Source organism: Collinsella aerofaciens (assembly GCF_040920445.1).
Lineage (GTDB): Bacteria > Actinomycetota > Coriobacteriia > Coriobacteriales > Coriobacteriaceae > Collinsella > Collinsella aerofaciens_BH.
The window spans coordinates 22,573-37,742 of sequence record NZ_JBCOTQ010000007.1 but is presented as its reverse complement, the minus strand read 5'-3'; the positions used below and the strand labels follow the sequence as shown (position 1 = coordinate 37,742).

General features: G+C 59.8%; 12 protein-coding genes and 1 tRNA gene. 9 read left to right on the top strand and 4 right to left on the bottom strand.

Annotation, left to right across the window (positions count from 1 at the left end):
* Positions 1-127 precede the first annotated feature (127 nt).
* Both AB5405_RS01975 and AB5405_RS01970 read left to right on the top strand, forming a co-directional pair.
* Entirely contained in the window at positions 128-322 is a 195-nt protein-coding gene (locus tag AB5405_RS01975) for a hypothetical protein (protein WP_368137419.1), read from the top strand.
* Positions 323-566: 244 nt separating this feature from the next.
* Positions 567-1,919: an ATP-binding protein gene (locus tag AB5405_RS01970; RefSeq protein WP_006235203.1), complete on the top strand. Its 1,353-nt coding sequence runs from the start codon at positions 567-569 to the stop codon at positions 1,917-1,919.
* Between the two features lie 73 nt (positions 1,920-1,992).
* Here the strand turns inward: AB5405_RS01970 and AB5405_RS01965 are convergent, their stop codons facing one another.
* From AB5405_RS01965 to AB5405_RS01955, 3 genes are all read right to left on the bottom strand, one after another.
* Positions 1,993-3,489: a hypothetical protein gene (locus AB5405_RS01965; RefSeq protein ID WP_368137417.1), complete on the bottom strand. Its 1,497-nt coding sequence runs from the start codon at positions 3,487-3,489 to the stop codon at positions 1,993-1,995.
* A 236-nt stretch (positions 3,490-3,725) separates the two neighbouring features.
* Positions 3,726-4,733, bottom strand: a complete 1,008-nt coding sequence (locus tag AB5405_RS01960; protein WP_368137416.1) for a DUF5692 family protein — start codon at positions 4,731-4,733, stop codon at positions 3,726-3,728.
* Positions 4,734-4,796: 63 nt separating this feature from the next.
* Positions 4,797-5,459 (bottom strand): TetR/AcrR family transcriptional regulator, encoded by a 663-nt coding sequence (locus AB5405_RS01955; RefSeq protein ID WP_368137415.1) that lies wholly within the window; start codon positions 5,457-5,459, stop codon positions 4,797-4,799.
* Between the two features lie 189 nt (positions 5,460-5,648).
* On the opposite strand from AB5405_RS01955, the gene AB5405_RS01950 reads away from it, so the two are divergent.
* The 7 genes from AB5405_RS01950 to AB5405_RS01920 all read left to right on the top strand — a co-directional run bounded on the left by AB5405_RS01950 (position 5,649) and on the right by AB5405_RS01920 (position 12,784).
* A complete protein-coding gene (locus tag AB5405_RS01950; protein ID WP_368137413.1) occupies positions 5,649-8,426 on the top strand; it encodes an FAD-dependent oxidoreductase in 2,778 nt (925 codons plus the stop codon).
* A 30-nt stretch (positions 8,427-8,456) separates the two neighbouring features.
* Positions 8,457-8,885 carry a hydrogenase maturation nickel metallochaperone HypA gene (locus tag AB5405_RS01945; RefSeq protein ID WP_368137412.1) on the top strand — a complete coding sequence of 143 codons (429 nt, stop codon included), beginning with the start codon at positions 8,457-8,459 and terminating at the stop codon, positions 8,883-8,885.
* Between the two features lie 405 nt (positions 8,886-9,290).
* A complete protein-coding gene (locus tag AB5405_RS01940; protein ID WP_349074889.1) occupies positions 9,291-10,280 on the top strand; it encodes a PTS sugar transporter subunit IIB in 990 nt (329 codons plus the stop codon).
* A gap of 18 nt (positions 10,281-10,298) precedes the next feature.
* On the top strand, positions 10,299-11,117 hold the full coding sequence (locus tag AB5405_RS01935) for a PTS mannose/fructose/sorbose transporter subunit IIC (RefSeq protein ID WP_368137410.1): 819 nt from the start codon (positions 10,299-10,301) through the stop codon (positions 11,115-11,117).
* Positions 11,118-11,133: 16 nt separating this feature from the next.
* Positions 11,134-12,054 (top strand): PTS system mannose/fructose/sorbose family transporter subunit IID, encoded by a 921-nt coding sequence (locus AB5405_RS01930; protein ID WP_368137409.1) that lies wholly within the window; start codon positions 11,134-11,136, stop codon positions 12,052-12,054.
* Positions 12,055-12,174: 120 nt separating this feature from the next.
* Positions 12,175-12,573: a DUF956 family protein gene (locus AB5405_RS01925; protein ID WP_368137408.1), complete on the top strand. Its 399-nt coding sequence runs from the start codon at positions 12,175-12,177 to the stop codon at positions 12,571-12,573.
* Between the two features lie 135 nt (positions 12,574-12,708).
* A tRNA-Arg gene (locus AB5405_RS01920) sits at positions 12,709-12,784 on the top strand.
* Between the two features lie 299 nt (positions 12,785-13,083).
* On the opposite strand, the gene pknB is transcribed toward AB5405_RS01920, so the two are convergent.
* On the bottom strand, positions 13,084-15,045 hold the full coding sequence (pknB, locus tag AB5405_RS01915; RefSeq protein ID WP_368137406.1) for a Stk1 family PASTA domain-containing Ser/Thr kinase: 1,962 nt from the start codon (positions 15,043-15,045) through the stop codon (positions 13,084-13,086).
* Positions 15,046-15,170: the final 125 nt, after the last annotated feature.

Genomic DNA, 15,170 nt, shown 5'->3' with positions numbered 1-15,170 from the left:
TGGGACATGCCTTAAAATCTGCCAGCCGTCTCTAAACGCCAAGGGCGGCGGATCCAATTGGGTCCGCCGCCCTTTTTCGTGCGACAATCGATAATGTTGAACGGATGCGATGCAAGGAGCTATGCAGATGAAAGACGAGATCAAGACAAGTGCGCCGGCGACCGATGCCGCACTCGCCGCACCCAAGCCTGTGCCTAAGCCGGCACCCAAGCCGCGCGACCCCTACATCCGTGCCGAGAACGAGGACGACGACGGCTACGATCCCTACAGCGATCGCCGCCCCGAGCGCGAGCCGCTGTTCGAAGCCGACCCCTGGCGCTAGTTGCATCAAGTAGCTAATTTGGCGATGATTTTCTGGGACGGGTAGTCAAAAAAGTCCCGTCCCAAATCGACTGTCCAGGGAGTCGCATTCGAGCTTGGTTGTCCTCTCAGCCACTCGGCATCCTTCGAGCAGTAATAGTGAAAAAAACTTGCCTAAGTGTTAATCAAGTCAGACATAATCTTGCTCTCTAATTAATCAAGAATCGCTATAATTTTGATTAGCTAGAGAGCAAGATTGGAGAATCATGGCATTCAACGACTTGATCGCCCAGAAAATAAAGGACTTTGAACAGCAGGGGGTTCCGCAGGTCTTTGAGCGAGACCTTGATCTAGGAAACCCACAGGAGCCAAAGCGCGACAACATCGTAAATGTGATTGTGGGGGCCCGCCGTTGTGGAAAGACGTATCGCCTGTATCAGGAGATGCGGCGGCTTCAGAGCCGGGGCGTCGAGCTTGACCGGATGCTTTACTTTAATTTTGAGGATGAGCGCTTGCGCCCGTATGAGCCATCGCTGCTGGCGGACGTGCTCGACACGTTCTATGCGCTGTATCCTGTTGCTCGAACCGAGGGCGCTTACATTTTCTTTGACGAGATCCAGGAAATCCCCGAATGGGGTGCGTTTCTGCGGCGTGTAGTCGATACGGAGAAAGCGACCGTCTATGTGACGGGATCTTCTTCTAAGATGCTGTCCTCAGAACTTAAGAGCGAGTTCAGGGGTCGTTCCCTTGTGCGAGAGCTTTTTCCGTTGAGTTTTTCGGAATACGTTCGATATAAGACGGGGAGCGTTCCCGAGCCAGATGCGACCTTTTCCCCGAGCGATGCAGCGCTGCTTCGACATCATCTGATCGGGTATCTTGAACAAGGGGGATTCATCGCGACACTTGAGCAGACGCCTGCAGACGCGATTCAGCTGCTACAGGAATATGCTTCGCGAACGGTCGCCATGGACGTCGTTGAACGTTACGACGTCAAGAACCCTCGCCTGGCATCGCTGTTCTTGACGCGGTGTATGGCATCTTCGGGACGAGAGCTGTCAGTGAACAAAGTGTACAACGAGTTCAAGAGCAGACAGATACCCGTCAGTCGTAATTCGCTCAGCGATTTACTTGAGTATTATGAGGACGCCTACCTGTTATTTTCTGTGCCGGAGTTCACGCGTTCACTGGCAAATAACATGCGGTCTGCGTCTAAGGTCTACGCTGTCGACCCTGCGATGTTTGGAGCATTCTCTCCCGCATCGGCATTGGACCAGGGCCAGAGGCTCGAGACCGCAGTGTTCAATGCGCTAAGAAGAAGGACTCCCGCGGTGAGGACCGGCTCGGTCTGCCGCCTGCTAATCAAAGAGAAGAGCAAAAGCCATGAGGTGGACTTTGTGGCTGGGGACGCGCTTCTCATGCGGGCTTATAGCCTGATTCAGGTGAGTGCGGATATGGCAAGTGAGAAAACGCGCGAGCGCGAAATTGCCGCGCTTGATGCCTCGATGGCCCAGTTTGATCTTGGCGAGTCGGCAATCGTTACCATGGATGAACAGACCGATATTCCATGCGAGCACGGTGTGGTACACGTTATGCCCGCATGGAAGTGGCTCCTTGCCTAATCATCTATGGACCTGTGGGGTCAGGACCTCCTGGCTCCTTCATCACGGTTGGGGAGCACCTTGCTGCGCCAGGCTAGTCTTGGGCCTTGACGCTCGGCATCAGAATCTGGGCGAGGTAGTCGGTCTCGAGTTTGGTCGCGGCGTCTGCCTTGCCGTCTTTACCGACCAGGTCGTTTTTGATCTGGCTGTATGTGTAGCGGTTGCCGGTCGTGAGCTCGACAAGCTCAATCGCCGTATCCATGGGGTAGGTCGACACGGGGTTCTGCGTGCGCCCGTTGATGGTTTGCGGGATTACATACGGATAGACAGGACCGCTAGCATAGACGGTGTAGCCGTTGCCTAGGCTGACCGTGCCCAAAACTGTATCGCCGGCGTCGGGCGTAAAGGTCTCGCCGTCGCGCACGGCGACAAGCGTCACGATTGGCGTATTGGCGTCATCGCCCAGATAGATACACAGCGTGCTGCCGTTTTGCCAGGTAGCAACCTTACCGTACCACTCGACGGGGATATCGAGCTGATACAGATCCGTCGCCTTATGCCGAGCATCGGCATCGCGCGCGGACTGAGCCTCGCTTGCGCTTACGGCGTTGGCGGCGGCATCGCGGCGCGTAATTGCCGCCTGCTGGAGTATCTTTGCCGCGGCGGCAGAGCTCGCGCCGCCTTCTTCGGCGTACTTGGCGGCGGCATCGATCTGGTCGTCGGTCACCGTGTCGGCTGAGGGCACCTTAAGCTTAAAGGTGGCTTGAGCGCGCAGATCCTGCCCGTCATTCTTGACCGTAACCTGGGCCTTGGTGGTCGGGACGGTGTAGATGGTGCCGTCGGCCGCGATGGGGGAGGCGGCGATGGAGAACGTGTAATCGCCGGGCAGCAGCTTAATGCCGCGACCGTGCTCGTCAACGTAGAGCGTTTCGCTCACGGAAGAACCGTCGGAATCCTGACCGCTCACCTGCACGGGAATCTTGGAGCCAGTTGAGCAGTCGAGCCCCGCGGCATGTACGCCAATTTGCACCGACATCATGGTATGGGCGTTTGCGGCAACCACGGCGGCCTGCTCTTGCCGGTATCCATTCCAAGCGGCATAGCCTGCGCCGCCGGCGACAAGCGCGACGGCTACGACGCCTGCCACCATCAGGTTGCGGCGCTTGGGCGACATCTTACGGTGACGAACCTCGGCTTCGCGTGCCGAAGGAACGGACGGTAGGGGAATATCGCCCATGGCGATGGTCTCGTCCACGGCAGGCGCAGAGCCTAAGCCAGGGAGCTCGCGGGTCAGCGAATCTTCGGCCGGCAAGTTGTCGAGCAAGATGGTTTCCTCGCTCGTGTCGGATCCGGGCTGGTCGTCGGCCTCGCTTTCGGTGTCTTCGTGATCTGCCTCATCCTCGGCAGGCTCAACGTCGCCTGTATCCTGATCATCGGGCTGTGCCTCGATTTCCGGCTCATCCTGCACATCAACGCTCGAATCGTCAAACGCAACATCGTCAAGCGAAATCCGGTCTAGGCTTTCCAAGGCCTCGGCACACGCTTCTGCATCTTGGACCGCGTCCTCTTGGCCCGTCGTCTCATCTTTCATATATCCCCCAAGCTCAATATCGGGACAACACTGTACCCAAAAACAGGACCCTATAGAGCCGCCTCATGATTTGAAATCCGATTTTATATATGCGCATGTTTTTGAATAGATGAATAGAGACGCAACGACAAAAGCCCCCGAAAAGCGAGCGAAACGCTTTCCGGGGGCTCTGCGAGGCATTGGATGAAAAACCTGGCGGGCGGGCCTATGCCCAGGCGCCAACAGCGACCAACATGTTACTCGGCGTGAGCGTAATCGACCTTGGCGCGACGAGCGGTGGCCTTCTCCCAATCGCTGGTGCCCTCAAAGACATCCTGCTTGTAGGGGTTGCGGCCGAGCTTCTTGGCACGGTAGGCGATGTAGATGATTGCGGCGACGTTGGCGATCAGCGCGGCGATCGAGACCGCGGTAGCGGCGCCGGGGTCGAGCGTGGAGTGCGTCACAAAGATGGACTCCTCCTGGAAGTAGGGGAACACCTGGGCAAACATGCACCAAATGGCCAGCGTAAAGGCGCGGTTCTGGATCCAGCCGCCCTTGTTCCAGATAAAGGCGGCGACGGTGGGCGCCAGCAGCAGCGCAAAGCCGCAGAACCAGGAGTGGGTGGGCAGGCAGTTGTAGGTGTAGCAGAAGTTCCAGATATCGTAGGCGATGATGTAGACCCAAGTCATGTCGGGCCACAACATGTCGGTCTGATCCTCGGAGGCGTAGACGCTCCACCAACCGGTCATGCAGAAGATGTTGATGAGACCGGCGATGCCGTTGAACACGTTGTTCCAGCCGGCAAGCTGTGTGGCACCCTCGGAAGTGACCCAGGTGGACTGGCCCAGGACAAAGAAGTGATAGGCGCTCTCGAAGTCGGACACGACGGCGATCATGATGTTGATGGCGACGATCACAAACGGCCACGCGCGGAACCAATGCGCCTTGCCGATCTTGCCCCACTGGTACTTAATGGCAATGAAGCCCCAGCAACCGGCCAGCGCCGCGTACACCTTCGCGTAGTGGAACCAGCTGTTCTGGTACACATGGGTGGGGTTGGTGAGCGCCCACTCGGCGCCCTGCGAGACGCCGATGGCGATGGCGACGCAGTAGATGGTCATGGCCAGCGGAGCCACGCCAAAGATGATGGCCGCGCCCAGCTTGGTGCGGCGGCCGACCTCGTTGAGCACGATCAGGCCAATAAAGACCATGGCCCAGCCGGCCCAGTGGATAAGGGTATCGCTACCCCAAACATCGAACAGCATGCTGCTCTCCTTTCACACGCCCGCGGCCCCTCTTCCGATCGCGGGCAGTTTGGCCAAATGTCGTCAGTTCTGGGGCTTGCGCTCCGGATACTTGGCGGTATAGCCCTCGATGTGGAGCGTCGAGGCGATGATTTCTTTGACCGTCTCGTCGGGCACATCGGGGTGCGTGCGGATATACATCAAAAGACCCATGATGAGGGTGTAGAACGTTTCGTAGACATGGTCGATGCGCAGCTCGTGATGGGCGACAAAATCAACCACGGTGGTGTCGCAGATGTACTGCGCCACGCGCTGGACCACGTTGTGCAAAAAGCCGCCGTAGAGCGCGCCGCTGCTTGAGGTGAGCGTACTCGGCAGCTCGTGGCCGCTGGCGACCAGGCGCTTAAAGAGCGGGGCGACGGTGTCGAGTGCGCCCTCGATATCGCCGACGGTGCGGTTGGCATTCCACTGCTCGAGCTCGGAGATAAAACCGTCGATTGCCTCGTCCATGACGGCGGTGACGGCGGCGTCCATGTCGGCGAAGTAGTGGTAGAACAGCGAGCGCGTGCAGCCGGCTCGCTTGGTCACGGCCGATACCGATAGGTGGGACACGCCCAGCTCGGAGCTTACGGTGCGCACGGCGGCGAGGATCTCGCGACGGCGTTCGTCACCCGTCAAGCGCTTTGCCGCGCTGTCGGATGCGGGGACGGCATTGACCACAGAGGTATCTGCTGTGTTGTTGCCCATGCGTTTGCCGCCTTTCATCCTCTTTTGCCTGACCGTTCGCCTAACAGTCTTGAATATTGTTGACGGTTCGTCAATACTATTTTTGACACAATGTCAACAATGGCGGGTGAACGGCATGGGGGCATGTCCGGCCTGCAAAAATGAGGGGTGCCGCGGTCTCGCCGGGCTGTGGCAAGAGAAGGGACAACCATGATTCTCAACGGACCGGGGATTAGCTATACCGAGCCCGATATCGGCGCGGAGTTCGTGCCGCCGATACCGGAGCATCCGCGCGAGGCCATCGTCAAACTGTGCGAGCACTGCACCAACCGTCTGCTGCATCGCGATGAGCTGCTGGGCTACGAGTACTGGTCGTTTGCCGAGGCCGCGACTGACGAGCAGGCCGAAGTGCTCTGCAAGATGAAGATGCGCCGTCCCTATACGCTGCCCGAGATGGTCAAGCTCACCGGCATGCCCGAGGCCGATATCGAGAAGATGCTCGACGACATGAGCTACACGGGCCTGCTCGAGTACAACTGGGAAAACCCCGAGCGCGCCAAGCAGTGGGTGCTGCCCATGCTGGTGCCGGGTTCTGCCGAGTTTCTCAACATGCGCGTGAGCCAGCTCGAGGAGCATCCGGTCTACGCTAAGTTCTTTGAACAGGCATCCAAGGGCCCGCTGTCCAAGGCCACGCCGATGGTGCCGCCCGGAGGCGCCGGTATCGGCATGCACGTCATTCCGGTCGAGAAGGCCATCGATGCCGCGAGCACGTCGGTGCCTATTGAGCATATCGAGCATTGGCTCGACAAATACGAGGGTAAGTATGCCGCCAGCACCTGCAGCTGCCGCGCGAGCCGTCGCGTGATGGGCGAGGGCTGCGCCGACGACCCCGCCGACTGGTGCATCGCCGTGGGCGATATGGCCGACTACGTGGTCGAGACCGACCGCGGCCACTATGTGACGCGCGAGGAGGTCTACGACATCTTGCGCCAGGCCGAGGACAACGGCTTTGTGCACCAGATCACCAACATCGACGGCGAGAACAAGATCTTCGCCATCTGCAACTGCAACGTCAACGTGTGCTACGCCCTGCGCACCTCGCAGCTGTTCAACACGCCCAACCTGTCGCGCTCGGCCTATGTCGCCAAGGTCGAGAAGGACAAGTGCGTGGCCTGCGGTCGCTGCGTTGAGGTGTGCCCGGCCGGTGCCGCCAAGCTGGGCCAGAAGCTCTGCAGCAAAAAGGCCGGCGGACAGGTGCCCGAGTATCCGCGCCAGGAGCTGCCCGATGCCACCAAGTGGGATTACACCAAGTGGTCGCCCAACTACCGCAACGACAACCGCATCGAGACGCATGAGTCCGGCACCGCTCCCTGCAAGACGGCCTGCCCCGCGCATGTCGCCGTTCAGGGCTATTTGAAGCTCGCGGCTCAGGGTCGCTATGACGAGGCGCTGGCGCTCATCAAGCGCGAGAACCCGCTGCCCGCTATCTGCGGCCGCGTGTGCAACCGCCGCTGTGAGGATGCCTGCACCCGCGGCCGTGTGGACGCCGCCGTGGCCATCGACGAGGTCAAGAAGTTCATCGCCCAGCGCGATCTGGACGCCTCGACCCGCTATGTCCCACCTGTGGTGACCCCGACGCGTGCCGGCGGCTTCGACCAGAAGATCGCCATCATCGGTGCCGGTCCGGCCGGCCTGTCCTGCGCTTTCTACCTGGCCGAGAAGGGCTACAAGCCCGTCGTATTCGAGAAGAACGAGCGTCCGGGCGGCATGCTCACCTACGGTATTCCCAGCTTTAAGCTGGAGAAGGACGTTATCGAGGCCGAGGTCGAGATCATTCGCCTGATGGGCGCCGAGTTCCGCTATGGCGTGGAGGTCGGTCGCGATGTGACGCTCGACGAGCTGCGCGAGCAGGGCTTTAAGGCCTTCTACGTGGCTATTGGCTGCCAGGGTGGCCGCCTTGCCGGTATTCCGGGCGAGGATGCCGAGGACGTGACCGTAGCCGTCGACTTCTTGCGCGAGGTCAACAGTGGCAAGATCGACGCGTTGCCCGGCCGCACCATCGTGGTGGGCGGCGGCAACGTGGCCATCGACGTGGCCCGCAACGCCTGCCGCCTGGGCTCCGAGCACGTTGAGATGTTTTGCCTGGAGAGCGAGGCCCAGATGCCCGCGAGCGAGGAGGAGCGTCGCGAGGCCATCGAGGACGGCGCGCACATCAGCTGCGGCTGGGGCCCCAAGGAGGTCCATCTGGACGAGACCGGCCGTGTGTGCGGTATCACCTTCAAGCGCTGCACGCGTGTCTTTGACGACGAGGGCCGTTTTGCGCCCGAGTACGACGAGAACGATCTGCGCCGTGTCGATGCCGACCGCGTCGTCATGTCGATTGGCCAGTCCATTGTGTGGGGCGACCTGCTGGCTGGCTCCAAGGTGGAGCTTGGCCGCGGCCAGGGCGCCCTTGCCGATCCCCAGACCTATCAGACCGCTGAGCCCGACATCTTTGTGGGAGGCGACGTCTACACCGGTCCGAGCTTTGCCATCGATGCCATCGCCGCCGGCCACGAGGCCGCCGTGTCCATCCATCGCTTTGTGCAGCCGGGCTCCACGCTCACCATCGGCCGCAACCAGCGCCGCTACACCGCGCTCGACCGCGACGATGTCGTGATCGAGAGCTACGACAACGCGAACTGCGAGGTTGCCCACGTGGACCGCGAGCGCGAGAAGGCCGCGCCGTTTAGCGAGTACGTCGAGACCTTTACCGAAGAGCAGGTGCGCGCCGAGACCGCCCGCTGCTTGGGTTGCGGTGCCTCGATCGTCGACCCCAACAAGTGCATCGGCTGCGGCCTGTGCACCACCAAGTGCGCGTTCGACGCCATCCATCTGGATCGCGACCGCCCCGAGTGCTCCACGATGGTCAAATACGAGCAAAAGCTCCCAAGCCTGGGCAAGTACGCGCTCAAGCGCGCCATCAAGATTAAGTTCGGTCGCAAGTAAGTAGCCATAACGGGAACGGCGGAAGAAAAAGTGCATGAATTGGGGATCGTTTACCACATCATTCGCGATGTCGAGAATGTAGCGCGCGCTCATGGCGTGCGTCGCGTTTCGAGCGTAACGTTGCTGTTGGGCGAGGTCTCGGGCGTCGTTCCCGACTTGCTGCTCGACGCTTGGCGCTGGGCAGCAGATAAAAAGCCTATCGCGCAGGGCGCGGAGCTTGTTGTGGAGTCCGTCGAGGCCGTGACACATTGCGAGGCGTGTGGCTGCGACTACGCGACGGTCGAGCACGGCAAGACCTGTCCCCATTGCGGTAGCGGCGAGACATACCTGCTGCAGGGCCAGGAGGTCATGATCAAGCAGATCGAGACCCCCGACGAGGACCCGGCAGACGCTGTCCCCGACGGCCCTTCCGACGTCCCCGACGCCGTCGACGCCGCCAACCCCCTCCACATCGCCTAGGATTCCCTATAAGTTGCGGTGAAATAGTTCCTAAATTCAGCCTTCTGGCTCTTAAACAAGAACTATTCCACCGCAACTATTTTGAGTGGTTTCATAGACCATAAGTCACGAAAAAAGTCAAGCCATGTCTGTTTAAACAAAATAGCGGCAGTACAAGCGCATTCGCGCTTGCCTAAAATCGATATTAATGAACAGCCTGCTTGTATCTGTAAAATGCATGGCTTGATGAGCGGCGCCTTGGCGGGTAATGAGTGAAAAACCAGTAACGTAATCAACTTGTAACAAACCTAGACGTTTAAACAAATAATGCAACCTTTTGCAAATTTAGCGATAATTCCACAAACTAAACAGGTATACTTCCTTAATGTCGTGTAGGGAATACGTAGACAAAAAGGAGGTTATGTGATGGTAAGTATTGTTCTTGCTAGCCACGGGGACTTGGCTGCTGGAATCAAGCAGACGGGCTCGATGGTCTTTGGCGATCAGCCGTCTGTTGCCGTGGTCTCGCTCGAGCCGAGCATGGGCCCCGACGACTTCCGTGCCAAGGTCGAGGAAGCAGTCGCTTCCTTCGAGGACCAGGAGCAGGTGCTCTTCCTCGTTGATCTGTGGGGCGGCACGCCGTTCAACCAGATCAGCGGGCTCATCGAGGGCCACGATTCCTGGGCTATCGTCACCGGTGTCAACCTGCCTATGCTCATCGAGGCATATTCGCAGCGCTTTGACGCAAAGAACACTGCACATGCGATCGCAAAACATCTCGTGACTGAGGCTAAGGCTGGCGTGCGCGTCAAGCCCGAGTCTCTGGAGCCCGAGGAGAAGAAGCCGGCTACGGCCGCCGCTGCTCCTGCAGGCGCCATCCCTCCGGGAACGGTCATCGGCGACGGGCACATCAAGATTGCCCACGTCCGTATCGACACCCGTCTGCTGCATGGTCAGGTGGCCACCACGTGGACCAAGCAGATCAACCCCAACCGCATCATCGTGGTTTCCGACGGCGTTGCTCACGACGAGCTCCGCAAGACCATGATCGAGCAGGCTGCCCCTCCGGGAGTCCATGCCAACGTCGTGCCCATCAAGAAAATGGCCGAGGTCGTCAAGGACACGCGCTTTGGTGACACCAAGGCCATGCTGCTCTTCGAGAACCCGCAGGATCTGCTCAAGGCCATCGAGGCCGGCGTCGACATCAAGGAAGTCAACATCGGTTCCATGGCTCACTCCAAGGGCAAGGTCGTCGTCACCAACGCCGTCGCTATGGGCGATGACGACGTCAAGACTCTCGAGGCCCTCAAGGCCAAGGGCGTCAAGTTCGAGGTCCGCAAGGTTCCTTCGGATTCCTCCGAGGATCTCGACGCCATGTTGAAGAAAGCTAAGGCCGAACTGGCCGCTCAAGCATAGTAAAGGAGGGTCCGATACATGTCTGCAATCACTATTCTGCTTGTTGCGATTGTCGCGTTGCTTGCCGGTATGGAAGGCATTCTGGATGAGTTCCAGTTCCATCAGCCGCTCGTGGCATGCACGCTTATCGGTCTCGTAACCGGTCACCTTCAGGAGGGTATCCTCCTGGGCGGTTCGCTCCAGATGATGGCCCTTGGCTGGGCTAACGTCGGCGCCGCTGTCGCGCCTGACGCCGCTCTGGCCTCGGTCGCTTCTTCGATCATCATGGTGCTCGCCCTCAACGGTGGCGCCACCGATTCGGGTAAGGCCGTTACCACCGCTATCGCCGTCGCCGTCCCGCTGTCGGTCGCTGGTCTGTTCCTGACCATGATCTGCCGTACCATTGCTACCGCTATCGCTCACGCCATGGACGGTTGCGCCGAGAAGGGCGACTTCTCCGGCATCGAGCGCTGGCAGTATGCTGCCATCCTCATGCAGGGCCTTCGTATCGCCATCCCGGCAGTGCTTCTGTGCGTCATCCCGGCCGAGGCCGTTACCAACGCGCTTAACGCTATGCCCGACTGGCTGTCCGGCGGCATGGCTGTCGGCGGCGGCATGGTCGCTTCCGTCGGTTACGCCATGGTCATCAACATGATGGCCACCAAGGAGACCTGGCCGTTCTTCGTCCTCGGCTTTGTCCTTGCTGCCATCCCTCAGCTCACGCTGATCGCCCTTGGCCTCATCGGCATCTCCCTTGCCCTCATCTACCTTGGCCTTAAGGATCTGGCCAAGCAGGGTGGCGGCATGGGCGGTGGCTCCGGCGACCCGCTCGGCGACATTCTGAACGATTACGAGTAGGAGGGGAGTGATACATATGGCAGAGAACAAGATTCAGCTCACCAAGGCTGACCGCAAGAAGGTTTGCTTCCGTCATCAGTTCCTTCAGGGCTCGTGGAACTACGAGCGTATGCAGAACGGCGGCTGGTGCTTCGCAATGATCCCTGCGATCAAGAAGCTCTACACCAGCAAGGATGACCAGATTGCCGCTCTTAAGCGCCACCTGGAGTTCTATAACACCCACCCCTATGTTTCCGCCCCCGTCATTGGCGTTACCCTCGCCCTCGAGGAGGAGCGCGCCAACGGTGCTCCGATCGATGATGTCGCCATCCAGGGCGTCAAGGTCGGTATGATGGGCCCGCTCGCCGGCGTCGGTGACCCCGTCTTCTGGTTCACCCTTCGCCCGATTCTGGGCGCTCTGGGCGCTTCCCTGGCCATGTCCGGCAGCATCGTCGGTCCGCTGCTGTTCTTCTTCGCGTGGAACATCATCCGTTACGCTTTCCTGTGGTACACGCAGGAGTTTGGCTACAAGGTCGGCTCCTCCATCGCCAAGGACCTCTCCGGTGGTCTGATGGGCAAGGTCACCGAGGGCGCTTCCATCCTGGGTATGTTCATCATCGGCGCCCTGGTCGAGCGCTGGGTGTCCATTTCCTTCACCCCGATCGTCTCCACGGTCAAGCAGTCTGCTGGCGCTTTTATCGACTGGGCTAGCCTGCCCTCCGGTTCCGAGGGTATCAGGGAAGCGCTGACGATGTACAACTCCGTCGGTGCTACCGCCCTTGATCAGATGAAGGTCACCACGCTTCAGGCCAACCTCGATCAGCTCATCCCCGGCCTTGCCGCCGTGTGCCTGACCCTGCTGGTCTGCAAGCTCCTCAAGAAGAAGGTCAGCCCGATCGTCATCATCCTGGCTCTCTTCGCCGTCGGCATCATCGGTCGCTTCTGCGGCTTCATGTAAGCACGCTTCGGCTTAAGACCGAGAGTTGCTAGGTAAGGGCTTTTGAGCCATTGAAACGGACCGCACCCGGTGGGTACACTGGATGCGGTCCGATTGTTTTTATTGGAGGGCGAGGCGCGTATGGCGCAATCTCAGAACAGCACGGTCGATCTGGCAACGCCGGCAACCTGCCTGATGGGGCTTACCAGCCACGGTAACGTGATGGTGGGCAATAAGGCGTTTGAGTACTATAACGAGCGCAATCCCGAGGATTATATTCAAATCCCGTGGGACGAGGTCGACTATATTGCCGCCGAGGTTTTGCGCGGCACCAAGAAGATTACGCGTTTTGCCATCTTCACCAAGGACAACGGTCACTTTACGTTTTCGACGCGCGACGACAAAGAGACGCTTCGCGCGGTCCGCAAGTACGTCGACGAGGATAAGCTCGTGCGTTCGCCCGACTTTATCGATGTGACGGCCAAGGGCGCCAAGAGCATCCTCTCCGTTATCAAAAACCTCTTCCACAAAGGCAACTAGCTCCTCATAAGTTGCGGTGAAATAGTTCCTAAATATGGCTTTAGATGCTTCAGACAGGAACTATTCCACCGCAACTTCGAAGTCTAGTCATGCGACGTATTGCGATGCAGTAAATCTGCTACACTAGTACAACATGCCTCCGTAGCTCAGGGGATAGAGCACCGCTCTCCTAAAGCGGGTGTCGACGGTTCGAATCCGCCCGGGGGCACCATAAGATTATGACGGCGTCGCGAGAGCGGCGCCGTTTCTGGTTTGTGGGAGCTGTCGGCGGATTCGGACCGTCGACACCCGCGTCACCAATTTCCCGCGGGGGGAGTTTTCGAATCCGCCCGGGGGCACCAGAGAAATATCGAGCCTGGTACCGCTACGGTGCCGGGCTCTTCTGGTTTAAGGCATGCCGGAGTATTCGCTGCTTCAGATAAAGAAAGCGCCCGCTTGCTGGGGGAGCAAGCGGGCACCTGTGAGCGAATATGTTTGCGGCGAGAGCCGTGATGAGCGGTGGGGTGACGACTAGTTGGTCGTACCGGAATCGTCACCCGTGCCCGAGCCAGAGCCAGAGCCCGAGCCAGAAAGTGCGACTGTTAGCGTGATCGTGCTGTCGGTGGACTGCTTGCCGGTGGGGGAGACGCCCGTAACGGTGGCATCCTCGTTACCGCTTACGGGATTGCCGTTCTGGTCACAGAAGCCGATGTTATAGAAACCGGCGTTGTTGAGCGCGGTGACGGCGGCGGAGATGCTCTTGCCGTACAGGTTGCCCGGAATACTGGCCTTGCCGGACTTCTTGGCAATGACGACGGTAATCGTGGCGCCGGGCTTCTGCTTGCCGCTGGGGTTCCAGCTGATCACGGTGCCCTCGGTAACCGAGTCGTTCTCCTGGTAGCTCACGTCGACGCCAAAGCCTGCCATATCGAGGGCGTTGCGTGCTTGGGCCTCGGTCATGTCGGTCAGGTCGGGGACGGACGTGGTATCTGGGCCGCTCGAGACCTTGTACGAGATGGTCGTGCCCTTCGCGACTTCCTTACCGGCTTCGGTGACCTGCTCAAAGACCTGGCCCTCATCGGCCTCGTTGGCCTCCTCGGAGGCGTTGCCCTTCAGGCCGACGCTTGCCAGCGCAGCTTCTGCCTGGTCCTTGGTCAGGCCGACAAGCTGGGGAACCTCAACCTTCTCGGAGGGCTTGGGGCCCTTGGAGATTACCAGGTTCACCTTGGTGCCCTTGGCCTTCTTGGTGTTGCCGTTGGGCGTCTGCTCGGCGACCTTGCCCTCGTCGACATCGTCGTTGTAGCTTTGGTCGATGGTGCCGACCTCGAGGCCGGCTTCCTTGATCAGCTCGACGGCAGTCTGCTGGTCCTTGCCCAGCACATCGGGCACGGTGACCTGCTCGCCGCCAAAGAGTCCTGTGGCAAAGGCCACCACGATGCCGATGACGGCAACGGCTGCCACCACGGCGGCGATGATCTTGTTCTTGTTGGATTTGGGCTTTTCGACCTCGTAGGAGCCGGTGGAGCCCGAAACCGAGCTACGGGCGGTATTCTGGCCGCTCACGCCCGAGACGGGACGCACCATGGCGCGCGTCTGATCGGAAAGCTCGCGAGTCTTGGTGGCGCCCAGCTCACCGGGGGCACCGATGATGCGCGTGGGCTCCGAGACGTTGACGGCACGGCCCGACAGGTAACTATTGAGCACCTGACGAAGCTCGTCGGCGGTCTGGAAGCGGTTTGCCGGGTCCTTCTCCATGCACTTGAGGATGATGCGCTCAAGGTCGGCGTCGACACCGGAGTTGATCTGGCTCGGCGGAATAGGCAACTCGTTGACCTGCTTGAGTGCGACCGAGATGGCGTCGTCACCGTCAAAGGGAACGCGGCCGGTGGCGCATTCATACATCACGACGCCCAGCGAGTAGATATCCGAGGTGGGGCCGAGGTCCTGACCACGGGTCTGCTCGGGGCTGACGTAGTGGGCGGTTCCCAGCACGTTGTTGTCTTGCGTGAGGTGGCTGTTCTTGGCGCGCGCGATGCCAAAGTCCATCACCTTGATGTTGCCGTCGGGCAGCACCATGATGTTCTGCGGCTTAATGTCGCGGTGGATGATCTCGTGCTTGTGGGCGACCGAAAGCGCGGAGCTGATCTGCGAGCCGATCTGGGCGACCTTCTTGGGGTCGAGGGCGCCGTGGCTCTTGATGCCGCTCTTAAGGTCGGTGCCGCGCAGGTACTCCATGACGATGTAATAGGTGTCGCCGTCCTTGCCCCAATCGTAGACGCCCACGATATAGGGGGAGGAGAGACCGGCTGCTGCCTGGGCCTCCTGCTTAAAGCGTGCGGCGAAGGTTGCGTCGCCAGCATACTGCGGCAGCATAATCTTGACGGCAACCGTGCGGTCGAGGACCTGGTCCTGTGCACGGTAGACGGTCGCCATGCCGCCTGTTCCCACCTTATCCTTGAGGAGGTATCTTCCCCCGAGGACCCTCTGTTCCATTCCTGCTCCTAACATAACTATTCGCTCAACGATGTGTGTAGTACCTACGATGTGGCCGCTGGGGCCGTGTGGCGCTTTGCCGCTAACTCTTCGGCCGCGGCGCGCCTCGGGTGCCCGATTCGATC

Bases quoted from the DNA above. Each gene is read 5' to 3' on its own strand.
- AB5405_RS01930 (WP_368137409.1), top strand. From the start codon at position 11,134: ATGGCAGAGAACAAGATTCAGCTCACCAAGGCTGACCGCAAGAAGGTT.
- AB5405_RS01975 (WP_368137419.1), top strand. From the start codon at position 128: ATGAAAGACGAGATCAAGACAAGTGCGCCGGCGACCGATGCCGCACTC.
- AB5405_RS01950 (WP_368137413.1), top strand. From the start codon at position 5,649: ATGATTCTCAACGGACCGGGGATTAGCTATACCGAGCCCGATATCGGC.
- AB5405_RS01960 (WP_368137416.1), bottom strand. From the start codon at position 4,733: ATGCTGTTCGATGTTTGGGGTAGCGATACCCTTATCCACTGGGCCGGC.
- AB5405_RS01925 (WP_368137408.1), top strand. From the start codon at position 12,175: ATGGCGCAATCTCAGAACAGCACGGTCGATCTGGCAACGCCGGCAACC.
- AB5405_RS01940 (WP_349074889.1), top strand. From the start codon at position 9,291: ATGGTAAGTATTGTTCTTGCTAGCCACGGGGACTTGGCTGCTGGAATC.
- AB5405_RS01935 (WP_368137410.1), top strand. From the start codon at position 10,299: ATGTCTGCAATCACTATTCTGCTTGTTGCGATTGTCGCGTTGCTTGCC.
- AB5405_RS01965 (WP_368137417.1), bottom strand. From the start codon at position 3,489: ATGAAAGATGAGACGACGGGCCAAGAGGACGCGGTCCAAGATGCAGAA.
- pknB (WP_368137406.1), bottom strand. From the start codon at position 15,045: ATGGAACAGAGGGTCCTCGGGGGAAGATACCTCCTCAAGGATAAGGTG.
- AB5405_RS01955 (WP_368137415.1), bottom strand. From the start codon at position 5,459: ATGGGCAACAACACAGCAGATACCTCTGTGGTCAATGCCGTCCCCGCA.
- AB5405_RS01970 (WP_006235203.1), top strand. From the start codon at position 567: ATGGCATTCAACGACTTGATCGCCCAGAAAATAAAGGACTTTGAACAG.